12 protein-coding genes and 1 tRNA gene are annotated in these 12,182 nt (G+C 63.8%); 2 read left to right on the forward strand and 11 right to left on the reverse strand.

The genetic code is table 11. The features are described from left to right. Positions 1-196 precede the first annotated feature (196 nt). From VFZ97_18840 to VFZ97_18880, 9 genes are all read right to left on the reverse strand, one after another. Entirely contained in the window at positions 197-3,154 is a 2,958-nt protein-coding gene (locus tag VFZ97_18840; protein HEX6395498.1) for an adenylate/guanylate cyclase domain-containing protein, read from the reverse strand. Beyond that, positions 3,151-4,764, reverse strand: coding sequence for an NAD(P)-binding protein (locus VFZ97_18845; protein HEX6395499.1), 1,614 nt, complete (start codon positions 4,762-4,764; stop codon positions 3,151-3,153). The genes VFZ97_18840 and VFZ97_18845 overlap by 4 nt, the downstream gene beginning before the upstream one ends. A gap of 153 nt (positions 4,765-4,917) precedes the next feature. Further along, entirely contained in the window at positions 4,918-5,202 is a 285-nt protein-coding gene (locus tag VFZ97_18850; protein HEX6395500.1) for a hypothetical protein, read from the reverse strand. 48 nt (positions 5,203-5,250) lie between these two features. Beyond that, the gene (locus tag VFZ97_18855; GenBank protein ID HEX6395501.1) at positions 5,251-5,655 is read right to left on the reverse strand and encodes a hypothetical protein; all 405 of its coding nucleotides are present in this window, start codon (positions 5,653-5,655) and stop codon (positions 5,251-5,253) included. Further along, positions 5,652-5,894, reverse strand: coding sequence for a hypothetical protein (locus VFZ97_18860; protein ID HEX6395502.1), 243 nt, complete (start codon positions 5,892-5,894; stop codon positions 5,652-5,654). Before VFZ97_18860 ends, VFZ97_18855 begins: the two co-directional genes overlap by 4 nt. Positions 5,895-6,237: 343 nt before the next feature. Further along, entirely contained in the window at positions 6,238-6,699 is a 462-nt protein-coding gene (locus VFZ97_18865; GenBank protein ID HEX6395503.1) for a CoA-binding protein, read from the reverse strand. Between the two features lie 22 nt (positions 6,700-6,721). After that, positions 6,722-6,853: a hypothetical protein gene (locus VFZ97_18870; GenBank protein ID HEX6395504.1), complete on the reverse strand. Its 132-nt coding sequence runs from the start codon at positions 6,851-6,853 to the stop codon at positions 6,722-6,724. A 417-nt stretch (positions 6,854-7,270) separates the two neighbouring features. Next, a tRNA-Lys gene (locus VFZ97_18875) sits at positions 7,271-7,342 on the reverse strand. 239 nt (positions 7,343-7,581) lie between these two features. Next, positions 7,582-7,770, reverse strand: a complete 189-nt coding sequence (locus tag VFZ97_18880) for a hypothetical protein (GenBank protein HEX6395505.1) — start codon at positions 7,768-7,770, stop codon at positions 7,582-7,584. A gap of 145 nt (positions 7,771-7,915) precedes the next feature. Here VFZ97_18880 and VFZ97_18885 point away from each other — a divergent pair, with 145 nt between their 5' ends. Then, positions 7,916-8,734, forward strand: coding sequence for an SDR family oxidoreductase (locus VFZ97_18885; GenBank protein ID HEX6395506.1), 819 nt, complete (start codon positions 7,916-7,918; stop codon positions 8,732-8,734). A 135-nt stretch (positions 8,735-8,869) separates the two neighbouring features. Next, positions 8,870-10,192 carry an acetyl-CoA hydrolase/transferase C-terminal domain-containing protein gene (locus tag VFZ97_18890; protein HEX6395507.1) on the forward strand — a complete coding sequence of 441 codons (1,323 nt, stop codon included), beginning with the start codon at positions 8,870-8,872 and terminating at the stop codon, positions 10,190-10,192. A gap of 110 nt (positions 10,193-10,302) precedes the next feature. Here VFZ97_18890 and VFZ97_18895 read toward each other — a convergent pair whose 3' ends face one another. Together VFZ97_18895 and VFZ97_18900 are read right to left on the reverse strand one after the other, a co-directional pair. After that, positions 10,303-11,346, reverse strand: coding sequence for a zinc-dependent alcohol dehydrogenase family protein (locus VFZ97_18895; GenBank protein ID HEX6395508.1), 1,044 nt, complete (start codon positions 11,344-11,346; stop codon positions 10,303-10,305). A 78-nt stretch (positions 11,347-11,424) separates the two neighbouring features. Then, positions 11,425-12,174, reverse strand: a complete 750-nt coding sequence (locus VFZ97_18900) for a CBS domain-containing protein (protein HEX6395509.1) — start codon at positions 12,172-12,174, stop codon at positions 11,425-11,427. Positions 12,175-12,182: the final 8 nt, after the last annotated feature.

Genomic DNA, 12,182 nt, shown 5'->3' on the forward strand with positions numbered 1-12,182 from the left:
CGATGCTCAATCACAGATGGAGCACACCCGACGATGTGCCGAGCGACCTTCCGCTGCCCAGCTGGGATTGGGACGGGACCGAAGGGTGGTAGGGCGGGGTCATGAAGTGCTCGGCGTGAGTCGGCAGGTTGGTGATCACGGCGTCGACGGTCAGCGGAGGGAACATCGCGTCGCGACCGAATGCGGGTGACGGGCGCTACGGAGCCAGGGCCGCGAGCACCATCTCGGCATCGGCGATGTCCGCCTGCTCCTCTTGATCGACCGCCTCCAGAGCCGACACCAGCAGCGCACGGGCCTCGTCCCGCCGATGGTGATCCGCGAGCCAGCGGGCCAGGTCTGTCGATGTACGCAACACCAAGAGCCGGGCGTCGATGTCGGTGGCCTCGCCGAGGGAGGCGCGCAGGAAGTACTCCACCTCGTAGTCCTTCCCGCCCATGGCTGAGGAGAGCAAGCCGCGCAAACGGTGCAGCTCGAGAGTGTGCTGGCGTTGGACCGCCAGCTCGTCGTAGGCCTCGGCCCGACGGAGCGCGTCCAATCCTTGATCGCACTTGCCGGCGAGCAGCTGCGCCTCCGCGAGCAGACCCAGCGAGTGGTTGATGCCCAGCAGCTGGTCCATGCCGATGTGGATGGTGACACCTTCTTCCACGCGGGACGCCCCTCCGTTCGGGTCGCCGCGATGGGCCAAGGCCCAGCCGCCGTAGATATCGGCCCACGCGGTGAAGATCGGTAGGTCGAGCGCCAGCCCGTATTCGCGCAACCGCGTGGCGTTGATCTCCACCTCTTCGAACTCTCGGAGCCAGACTGCCGGCACCAGCGCGGCTTGCATAGCAAGGATCGTGACGATCGGGCTCGAGCTTGGCGAGTCCGCCCACTCACGAAGCTGTGCGGTCCATTTCCGAGCCAGCCGGATGCGCCCCATCACGCTGGCTGCGGCCGCCCCGTAGAGGGCGGCCATGACCTGCTTTGGTCCAGAGCCGCCCAGGTCGAGGACGCGGCGGGCGTGGAAGATGGCGCCTGCAAGGTCGGCCAGGTTGAGGAGCGCGCCCGCTTGAGCACAGTCGGCCAGCATGATCAACGTCTCATCGCCCGTCCCTTCGGCGACCGACATCAGGTGCATCGCGAGGTCGTGGGCTTGGCTGAGCCGTCCGGCGCTGAGCGTCGCGGACCACAGGCCGTAGAGCGCCTTTACCCGGGCGCGGTCATCGTCAAGCCGCTCGGTCAATGCCCGCGCTTGCTCCGCCGATTGCATTGTCTCGGGCGCGCCGAAGCCCTTCGTGATTTGCAGCGAGGCGTGTATGCGCATCGCGGAGACCAGCTCGCTTTGCGCACGGGACGGGTTGTCCGGGAGCCGAGCCAGGAGGTCCAACGCCAAGCGCGAGTGGGCGACAGCCTCGACGTGCGACGAGCGAGCAGCCGCCCTCCGGGCCGCCTCCTGCCATGCCACCGCAGCTCGCTCCAGCTCGTTTGCCTCGGTCAGGTGGTGGGCGACGACCTCGTACGGTGCGATATCACAGGTGAGTTCTTCCGCGATGCGGCGGTGGATGTCGACCCTGTCCCGCCGCAGGAGGGAGTCGTACGCCGCTTCCTGGATCAAGGCGTGGCGAAAACGGTAGGACCCGTTTCCGCGGTCGGCGGCGATATCAAGGTCGGACAGCCGCGCCAGCGCGCGGTCCACCTCATCGGACGGGAGCTCGGCGACGGCCTCGAGGAGCGGCGCGTCGAAGTCCCGGCCGATGACTGCTGCGATCTGGGCCACTCGCTTGGCCGGCCCTAGCCCGTCGATCCGCGTCATGAGCACGTCGTAGAGCGTGAGCGGCACGGCGCGCTGGACACCGGGATCCTCCCCCATCTTCTTGGCCAGCTCTTCAGCGAAGAGGGGGACACCATCCGAACGGCTAACAACGCTCTCGACCACGTCGGCGGCCGGTGCGTCGCCGATCACGCTGCGGATGATGGCGGCCGTGTCAGGCGGGGACAGGCGCGGCAGGACCAGCCGGCGGTGGTTTGCCGGCTGCGGCCACGGGAACACGAACCCCGGCCGCACCGTGAACACGACGAGCAACGGCTTGCGTGCCGACTCTTCGAGCACGGCGGCGAGGACTTCGACCGACGTCGGGTCGGCCCAGTGGAGGTCTTCGATGACCAGCGCTGCTGGCGCGCGGTCCGCCGATGCCAGGATGCTGCTCGTCAGCCGGGCGATGACCTGCTTGCGCCGCTGCTCGGGGTTGAGCGACAGCCCCGGCTGCCCCTCGCCGTCAAGGAGGCCGGCCACGTCAGGCACCGCGGCGATCTCGGAGAGCACGTCCCGTATGAGCCCGAACGGCGTGCGATCGAGCAGGGGGGAGGTGTCGACCTGGATCCATTCGCCGGGCGGCCCGCTCGCCAGATCCAGACCGAACTCGGCGACGAGGCGAGACTTGCCGATGCCGGGCTCACCCTCGATCACCACCACCTGACCGTGGCCGGTCCGGGCCGCGCTCCACGCCGAGGCGAGCGCCTCCAGCTCCGAACGCCGGCCAACGAACGTCGATGCGCGCGGTCGGACCCTGCGACCCCGACCGCGGGGCACCTCGGCATCGACGCGGTATACGCGAATCGGTTCGGCGAGCCCCTTCACCTGATGCGAGCCCCGGTCAGTGAGCTGAAAGGCGCCCTCGATCAGCCGGTATGTCGTCTCGGTGGCCAACACCTCGCCAGGTTGGGCGAGGCTCTCGACGCGAGCGGCCACGTTCATCGGCCCGCCGAGGGCGATGCGACCCGCTTGGGCGTTGCCGCCGACGTCGTCCACCATGACCACGCCGGTGTTGATGCCGATCCGCATCGGCAGCGTCTCGCCCTCGGGGTCCGTCGTCGAGGCGCGTTGCACGGCGAGCGCGGCCCGTGCGGCCTGCTGCGCGCTGTCTTCCTGCGCGGCCGGATATCCGAAGTACGCGAGGACGCCGTCACCGAGGTAGTTGGCGAGATAACCGCCGTGCGAGGTGATCACCTCGGAACACATCTGGTAGTAGCGGTTGACGACTTCGCCAAAGTCCTCGGGGTCGAGGCGAGACCCGAGCTCGGTCGAGCTGACGAGGTCGCAGAACATGACCGTGATCTGTCGCCGCTCACCTGGTGCGCGGTCGGCGCCGCTCCCTGGGGACGGCGGTTCCGTCACGGCCGTCGTTGCATGGCGGCCAGTAACGGGACCGTGCTCGACGACGCGTCCACGATCCCGGGGAACATGAGCTCGAACAACGCCAGGTACATGGCGCGGGACAGCGCGCTGTGGGAAACCTCGGTGATCAGATCGGCGACGGGGATCCCGAAGACGTATTCGGCTATTGCCAGCCCCGACACCAGCGCGCCCTCCTCCGAGTCCATGGTGAGGTTGTTGCCGGCAAAGAAGATGTTGGTGCGCCGCTGACCGTCCAGCGGCTGGCGGATGGGGCTCACGCTCTGAGCCTGGTGGAACGTCTCCTTGGCGTGGAAGGAGAACATCGGCATCCACATGCCGTGGGTCCAGTTCATCGGCGTGGGCTGGATTGGGTTGGACGGGATGGGCACCGGCACCGGAGACGGCTGGGTCGGGTCGAACCCGTACATGGTGAGGTAGTAGTTGAACGCAGGGTCCTCGATCCCGACAAGGTTGCTCTCGATGTAGGTAGTGAACGAGTAGGTGAGGTCGTACGGTGATTGTTGGGTGGCCCAATAGGCGGTGAACTGGAGCGTCTCCTCGCCCGCAGCGACGATGCCAGGGGCCAGGATCGATTCGTCCTGGTGTAAGTAGCAGTACCCGGGTTGCAGGTTCCAGACGGACTGCCCGACGTACTGCTCGAAGAACGACCAGAGCCCGCTTTGCTGGTTGGCGGAGTTGTCGAGGAGCTGGCCGCACGTCGCCTGGTCGACGGTGATGACCACCATGTCGAACAGCGCGCCTTCTTCGACCCCGCTCAAGTTGTGGCTCCACGTCACTTCGACCTGGTCGCCGGCGGGATAGACCTGGGTCGCGGTGACGTTGCAGTCGATCGTCAGGTCGCTGCCGAGCTGGCCCATTGCGAAGGCCTGCATGGCGTTGATCCACGCTACCGACCCATCCTTGAACCGGGCGAAGTCGCTCGACCAGTTTGTGAAGCTGGCGTAGCTGTTGTCGAACAGGAAGGCCACTTCGGGGACGTAGAGCTGGTCGAGCAGGGCGCTCCCGTAGCCGTTCATGATGCTCATGTACGGATCGAGGAAGTAGTTCTCGAACAGCTGGAGATCGCGGAACTCGGAGCTGTTGGCGCTGAGGAAGTCGGACATCGCGATCGGCAAATATCGGTCGAGCGACAGGAGGCGCTCGAACGTCGAGCAATCGACGGCGCCTTGCTGCCACAGCGGGGTGCTCTGGTCGTCGGCGAAGTTGCCCCAGTACGGGGTGGCACCGCCGACAGGGGGAAACGCGCACGTGATCTTCAGCGGCACCGGCTGAAGCTCGACCCCAGCGAACTCCGGCAACTCGAGCATCGACACGAGATTGGGGTACATGGCGGGGGCGATCATCTGCACGCCCAGATCAAGCATCACGTTTTGGCCCTGGTATGGCACCGCCACCGACGCCGAATGGCCGCCAAGCTGTGGGTCGCTGTGCAGGATGGTGATCTCCAGCTCGTCGCTGAACTTGCCTTGCTGCTTCGCCTTCGCGATCGACCACACCAGACCGAGCGCGCTCGCACCGCCCCCGACGACACACACCGACTGCGCCATACCGGTTCCCCCGTTCTCGGGCACGAAGATCGTACTGGGCACGCGACCCCTACGCTCAAGGCGAGCCACCCAGCTGACCAGCAAGCGGTTCGGCATTATCATATGACGAGCACTGGGAAGTGATGACCTTTTGGTCGTGTTGTGTCCTTCCTTCCCGCTGTTTCGCCCATATGGAGGTGGTTGTCACAGCGACGGTCAACGTGGGCTTTTCGGTGACATCCCTTGGCAGATCGCAGTGACGTAGCACTTGAGTGGTGGCTCGGCTGTGGTCCCAGGCACGTTGTGGAGGCGATCGACGAAGATCGCGTTGTACAGGTGCGCGGTGTAAGTGACGGCCAAGGCGTAGGCGACGGGGTCGTAGTAGTAGGCCAAATGGTCGGCGACGTTGAGCGGACAGATGTCCTGGGTCGCGATATTGGCGATAGCTCCCCCGCCGAAATGCAGTGAGGTTGACCCGTTGCCGTTCAGGTTCGGCTGCACAAACTGGGGATGCTCCCGGCGAGTATTTGGTGATACCTGCCAGTGCTTCTATGGACGCCTTCGTCGTCGCCCGGCCACGACCGACTGAACGACGATCGGCTCAGGGAGGCAATCGGAAAGCCGTTGAAGATCCTGCTCGTCAGAGGTCAGCACGGTCGACCGACCGCGATCCGCGGTCAGTACAACGTGTGCGTCGACAACGTCAGAGGCTCTGGCCCGGGAGAGCAGCGCGCCTACCTCGTGAGGTTCGTCCCTGGTGAAACCGACGATGTCGCAGCCGCGAAGGATCCTCCGCAGCTGCACCTGGCGTGGTGAACGGCTCACTTGGGCGACTACCGGCGCAGTCGTCACTGGAACAACGCCCACTTCGAGGCGAACACGGTGGTCAGCCCAGACGTCGCGGTCGTTGAGGTCGGCGGCAACCAAGAGACCTGCGTCGTAGACGACGCTCATGCCGATCGACGTTTACTCGAGCCACGGATCTCGTCGGCGATGCGTTCGCGCGCCGATCGCAGCTCGGAGTCCGTCAGCGGGCCGTGCTCAGCCTCCCATTCGGCAACCGCAGCCAGACCATCTCGCAGGAGAAGAGCCCGGCGCGCCGCGGCCGTCATCCATGCGGACACGCTCAACCCCTCCTCGGCGGCCGCGGCTACAACCCGCTCATGAACCTCCGGGTCGACAGTGATCGCCAACTTCGGCGAAGGCTTTCCTCTGGGCGTGCGGAAAGTCTACCACCAAGGTAGGAGAGTTAGAAGCGCCCGTGAGCCGGCGTTGGGGGATGAATCGCGCAACCTTCGGATAGGGAAACAACAGACGGTTCAGTGCTTGATGGTGTCGGCGATTACCCGCACGAAGTTGGTGGGGTTGTCAAAGGCCGCTCGTTGATGAAGAAATCGCAACGAAGCGTGTGCCTGTCTTGCCCTCGGGTAAGTCGCAACATGTCGGCTGCTTGAGACCCGAATCCTTCGAGTTGACCCGGACGGATCTTGAAGCGAGCGATGACTTCCAGGTTTTCCATGGTTGCTCCCCTCCGAGTCAGACTGTCTTCGGCATTCGTCGGCGGTAGACCACGCGCATAACCTTGTGGCCGAAGTCTGCGGTCGGGTCGAACATGCATGGGCAGCCACCGTCGATGACGGTGATTCCCTGCTTACGCCCGTAGGCGGTGGCGGCGTCGCTGACGCTGCCCCGACCAGGGCCCCGATGCATCCACACGTGCTTGATGCCGAGCTCGTCGCACTCACGCATCGTGTCCTCTGCCCTGGAGGATGCGGTGGCGATGACGACAGCGTCGACTCCACCGGGGATGCTCTTCAGGTCGTGATAGCTGCGCGCACCCGCGACCTCATCGGTGTTGGGGTTGACCGCGAAGACCTCGTAGCCGCGGTCCTGCAGCCGCTTGAACACCGTGTTGGCCCCGTGTTCCTTGCCTTTTCGCGAAACGCCCGTCACGGCGATGCGCTTGTTGGAAAGAAACTCGGTAGCCGCTTCCTTCATCGTCAGCATCCTTGGTCTCCTCTCAGGCTGTTGCGGTAACGTTTTGCGGAAGGAGCCCTAGCTGAGCGGCGACGGCCAGATTGTCGTAGTAGAGGTTGTCGACCGCGATCTTCCCGTCCCGCATCACCACGGTGGGGGTTCCGGTTCGGCCCATGGCCTACCCCCTTGATCGGCTCACATGATTCTCGGTGCAAGAGGCGCGTTGGCGACAGGGCCGAAAGGCCCATTCGATAAGTTCAGGTCGGACTCCTCGCTAGCGACCTGACTCAGGTGGCCCTCCATCGCCGAGCCGCGGATGTCACCGAACGACTGTCGGTCGGTAGATCGGTTTCGTGGAATTCAAGCCGACGCGCCGGCCTGCCCTCGAAGCCCTCAGGTGCGAGGTCCATCGTTCACCGTTCCTTTGCTAAGCCCGCCGCGCGCACTTCCTCTTCAAGCGCGAACAAGGGGGTAGTAAAAGGGGCAGTCCAAGGGGTAGTTGGGTGAAGGGCAAATTCAAAGAACACGACTACCTCATCGCGTCTTGGGCAGAAAATGGGTCTCTACCAGCACTTTTCCTGGTCGAATCGGGTGCGCCCCCCGGGATTCGAACCCGGAACCTGCGGATTAAGAGTCCGTTGCTCTGCCGTTGAGCTAGAGGCGCTTTGTGCGTCTGACCTGCCCTCTTCTGTCCCAAGCACCTTAGAGCAAACAGGGGACGCGTCTAGGACGTCGTAGATGGGCAGGCATCATGTCGTCGGTCACCTCAGGGGTGTCGCCGGCCAATAAGCGATGCCGACCTGCGACCGACAACCCGGTTGGCGAGGACATGGAAGTACTCGTTGCGCCACCGGGCAACACGGCCCTGATCAGAACTGGCGGACAGAACCGGCGGACAGAGTCTTACGCGGCCGCCCAGGGCTTCGTGCTGGTGTTGGTGTCCAGCGGTCTTGGGACGGGCAATACACGGTCGGCGCTCGCGAACAGGATGTACCCAACTCCGGCTTCGCGGGTCGAGCAGCACAACTCCCACTCGATGTCCTCGAAGTCGCTAGCAACAGGCCCAATGTGATCGACCGTAGGCTCCAGCATGATGCCCCCTCCCTAGTAGATCGCTCCTACAAGTTGCTTCTACTACTTCGAACGGGGGTTGACCAGAGTCCAAAGCCCCGTCATTCCTTGGGCGGAGGCTGGCCGGCGGTCGACGCTCGCACTACGCCCGTGGCACCATCCGATCATGACCAAGGGCGTGGTGCTCACCACAGGAGCCAACTCGGGTATAGGCCTCCAGACCGCTATCGAGGTGGCCCGGAGGGGCTATCGGTCCATAGGGACGGTACGTAGCGGTGAAAAAGCGGAGGTCTTGCGCCGGGCTGCGTCAGAGGCCGGTGTAACCGTAGAGCCTGCGATCCTCGACGTCACCGATCCCGATGCATGCGCCGAGGTAGTCAGCGGCTTGGAGTTGTATGGGCTGGTGAACAACGCCGGCTACAGCAATACCGGCGCCGTCGAGGACACCTCGGATGAAGACGTGCGCCGGCAGCTCGAGACCATGACTGTGGCGCCCATGCGGCTGGCCCGACTGGCTCTGCCGGCGATGCGTCGCAACGGTGCCGGCCGGATCGTGAACGTCTCTTCTATCTACGGTCGCACCACCACGCCGCTCACCGGTTGGTATCAAGCGTGCAAGCACGCCCTCGAAGCGGTAAGCGACGCCCTACGGATTGAGGTGGCATCGAGTGGTGTGAAGGTCATCTTGGTGGAACCTGGGGGTTTCCGAACTGGCATATGGGAGGACAACCAGGAGGCATTGGCGCGTCATGAAGGGTCCCGCTACACGCAGGCCTACAAGCGGGAGCTGCTTTTGACACGGCTGGCGCAACCTTTCATGGGGAACCCGAACACGGTGGCCAAGGTCATCGCGCACTCCATGTCGACCCGCATGGCCCGAGCGCGTTATCTGGTCGGCAACGACGCGTGGATCCTGGCATTCATCGACCAGACCACCCCCACCTTCGTGAAAGACACCGTCACCCGATTGGGACTCGGACTGTGACAGTGCAGACGGTCCGACTCGAGTGGCTGTCAAAAGCAATCGTTTCAACGTCTGGAGTTCGCATCCGCTCTCTCCTTGCTACCTGCTCTCAGTCTGATCGACGCAGAGAAGCAGGGCATAGGGTCAAAGGACCCTATGGCGGCTGTCGATCGCAAGGTGCAAGCTAGGTCGGTGCACCGGTCCGACATGCCAGCCAGCAGCGAGCCGTCCGACGTGTTGCGGTTCGTGTCGACCGACGCCGACATCATCGTCCCACTGGCCAACGGCGAGCCACCGACGCTGCTGGATGTGCTGGAGAACCACGCCAGCCGTCTCAATGGAGTGCGGATCCACCAGATGCACGCGATGCAGGAGAGGAGGTACATCCGTGGCGAGTTCGGCAATCACCTTCGCCACGTCAGCTACTTCCTTTCTCCTGCCACTCGCGATGCCTACCTGCACTGCGGCTGCGAACTTGTGCCCAGCCACTTCTCCGAGGTCCCAGCACTACTGCACAACTGGACGCGGTGCTCACTCGTGATGGCTCGAGCTTCCCCGCCCGACAGGCACGGCTACTTCAGTCTTGGGACCAACGCTGACTACACCGCGTCGCTCATCGGACGTGTCCCCTTCTACCTGGAGGTGGACCGAGGGATGCCGCGAACCTATGGTGAGAACCAACTTCATGCCAGCCAGCTCGCCGGCTGGTGCATCGGGGACCGAGGTCTCACCGACGTTGCTCAAGCCCGGCCCTCTCCGGAGGACTGCAAGATCGGAGAGTTCGTAGCCGAGCGAATCCAGGACGGATCGACAATCCAGATCGGTATCGGATCGTCGACGGCGGGGGTGCTGGAAGCGCTGTCGGGGCACAAGCACCTGGGCGTCCACACCGAGTTGCTTTCGGACGGGGTGATGAAACTGGTCGAGTCAGGCGTTGTCACTGGTACCCGCAAGCACCTCAGACGTCACAAGGTCGTCGCAACGTTCTGTCTCGGGAGCCGCGACCTCTACCGTTGGCTCCACCAGAATGCCGCGGTCGAACTCCTCCCGGTCGATTGGGTGAACGACCCGCGGGTCATCGGGCAGGAACCCCAGTTCGTGTCGATCAACTCGACCACGGAAGTGGATCTGTTCGGTCAGTGCGCATCAGAGACGGTGAACGGTAGATACTGGTCGGGTAGCGGAGGCCAGGCGGACTTCGCCCGCGGCGCCATGTACAGCGAACGGGGGAAGGCGTTCGTGGTGCTTCGGTCCACTACCCATGACGGACGCGGGCGCATCCGCTCCTGCCTCAGCGAAGGGTCGGTGGTTACGACGCTCAAGAACACCGTCGATCACGTGGTGACCGAGTGGGGCGTCGCCGAGCTCCGCGGGCGATCGTTAGCCGACCGGGCCCGCGCCCTTATTGGGATTGCCCATCCCTCGACGAGGGACCAGCTTGCCAAGGAGGCTCGTCAACTCGGCCTGTTCCCTTGTTGAGATTGCGGCGGCTTCACTCGAATACGTCGGCGGGCGCCTACGTATTCAGCCGTGTTCAGCTTATCGTTTGACGCTGCCCGCGATCGACTCTGGAGCGGAGGCGCACCGCTTTAACGGCGTGTGATGCTCACCTTCAGGGCACCGGAATTGCCTGCGTCGGCGAAGACATCGTACGCCCGCTCGAATTCGTCCATCGCGAAGTGATGAGTAACGAAGCGGTCGGCGTCGAGCTGGTGGCCCTGGAGCAGCCGGAGAAAGGTAGGAGTCGAGTAGGTGTCGACCAGGCCGGTGGTGATCGTCACGTCTCTGATCCAAAGTTGTTCGAGGTGCAGTGTCGCTGGCTCGCCGTGGACGCCAATATTGGCCACGTTGCCCCCCGGGCGGACGAGAGAGGCAGCGAGCTCGAAGGTTGCGGGCACGCCAACTGCTTCGATGGAGACATCGGCACCGAGGCCGTCAGTTAGCTCACGAATGACGTCCATCGGATTCTCGGTGGTGTTGTTTACCGTAACATCGGCTCCGAACTGCTTCGCAGCTTCGAGCCGGGAGGCGGCAAGGTCGATCGCGATGATGTGCGAAGGGCTGTACAACCGGGCGCCCATGATGCTCGAAAGCCCTATAGGCCCCGCTCCAACGACCGCCACAACGTCTCCGGGACGAATTCCACCGTTGAGAACTCCGACCTCGTAGCCGGTCGGCAGGATATCGGCGACCATTAACAGCGCTTCGTCGGTCACCCCGACCGGTGCCGGATAGGTCGATGTGTCGGCGAACGGCACTCTCACGTACTCCGCCTGCGTTCCGTCGATCAGGTGCCCAAGGATCCAACCACCGCCACCAAGGCACTGGCCGTAACGACCTTGCCGGCAAAAGCGGCACGTCCCGCACGAGCTGATGCAAGAAACCAGCACCTTATCCCCGGTCTTCACCCTACGGACGGACGAACCCGCGGCTTCGACGGTCCCAACCGCCTCGTGCCCGAGTATTCGGCCCTCTGTGACTTCTGGAACGTCGCCTTTCAAGATGTGCAGGTCGGTTCCGCAGATCGTCACGGCGTCCACTCGCACGATGACGTCGGTGTCGCCTTGCAACTCCGGCATGGGAACGTCCTCCCAGCCTTTCTTGCCCGGACCGCGATATACGAGGGCTTTCATTGTCGCCTCCTGATCTGAAATGACACTCTGTGGATGAAGTTTTCGCGGTGTTAGCTCGAGTTCGGGCCCAACTGATCTCTAGCGCCAGTCCGTGTCACGGAAGTACGAAGGCTTCGGATCGGGGTGTTCCGCCGTCAGTTGGTTAACGACCTCGATTACACCGGGAACCTGGGCGACTATCGAGCTCATGTACCGCAGATCGCTCGGGTAGAGCACGGTACCCCGAAGTGTTACGACGCCGTCGAGGACCAGCGGATCCACGTGATGGCCTTCCGGTCCCCACAACGGGCTGCTGAGAAGTTCCGCGATGCGTGACCTGACCTCCGTGTCAGGTCGGTCGAAGAGGCGAAGCAGATCATGACGGGACAGGATCCCGATCAGCTTTCCGTCCTGCACGACCGGAAGCATCCGTACATCGCGAACGAGCATTCGACGGGTAACGACAGGCAGCGCCTCGTCGGGCGCGCAGGTCACCACGTCTCTTGTCATGATCTCGCCTGCCGTCAGACCGCCGGCTCTGCTGCTCCAGTGATGGCGGTGCTCGGCGAGAGTCCCTTCTATGAGCTCGGCCAAGTGGTGCGACCGGACGCTTGGGAAGCCCTCTCGGCTGACGAGATCGGCCTCGCTGACCACTCCCACCAGCAGACCGCCGATATCCACCACGGGCACCGATCGAACATCTTTCCGAAGAAGGATCTCGGCCATCTCCTTCACCGTGGCGGTTGGCTCCACCGCGATCGGATCGGTCGACATCACATCCCGGACCAGTATCGGCAGGTGGTCAGGTAGGGAAGTGCGGTATTCGTAGACGTCGTGGCACTGGCTCATAGCGCCTC

Source organism: Acidimicrobiales bacterium (genome assembly GCA_036378675.1).
Classification (GTDB): Bacteria; Actinomycetota; Acidimicrobiia; order Acidimicrobiales; family Palsa-688; genus DASUWA01.

Excerpts from the sequence above, each read along its gene's own strand:
- VFZ97_18855 (HEX6395501.1), bottom strand. The coding sequence starts at position 5,655 with ATGAGCGTCGTCTACGACGCAGGTCTCTTGGTTGCCGCCGACCTCAAC.
- VFZ97_18865 (HEX6395503.1), bottom strand. The coding sequence starts at position 6,699 with ATGAAGGAAGCGGCTACCGAGTTTCTTTCCAACAAGCGCATCGCCGTG.
- VFZ97_18870 (HEX6395504.1), bottom strand. The coding sequence starts at position 6,853 with ATGGGCCGAACCGGAACCCCCACCGTGGTGATGCGGGACGGGAAGATC.
- VFZ97_18880 (HEX6395505.1), bottom strand. The coding sequence starts at position 7,770 with ATGCTGGAGCCTACGGTCGATCACATTGGGCCTGTTGCTAGCGACTTC.
- VFZ97_18885 (HEX6395506.1), top strand. The coding sequence starts at position 7,916 with ATGACCAAGGGCGTGGTGCTCACCACAGGAGCCAACTCGGGTATAGGC.
- VFZ97_18890 (HEX6395507.1), top strand. The coding sequence starts at position 8,870 with ATGGCGGCTGTCGATCGCAAGGTGCAAGCTAGGTCGGTGCACCGGTCC.
- VFZ97_18895 (HEX6395508.1), bottom strand. The coding sequence starts at position 11,346 with ATGAAAGCCCTCGTATATCGCGGTCCGGGCAAGAAAGGCTGGGAGGAC.
- VFZ97_18900 (HEX6395509.1), bottom strand. The coding sequence starts at position 12,174 with ATGAGCCAGTGCCACGACGTCTACGAATACCGCACTTCCCTACCTGAC.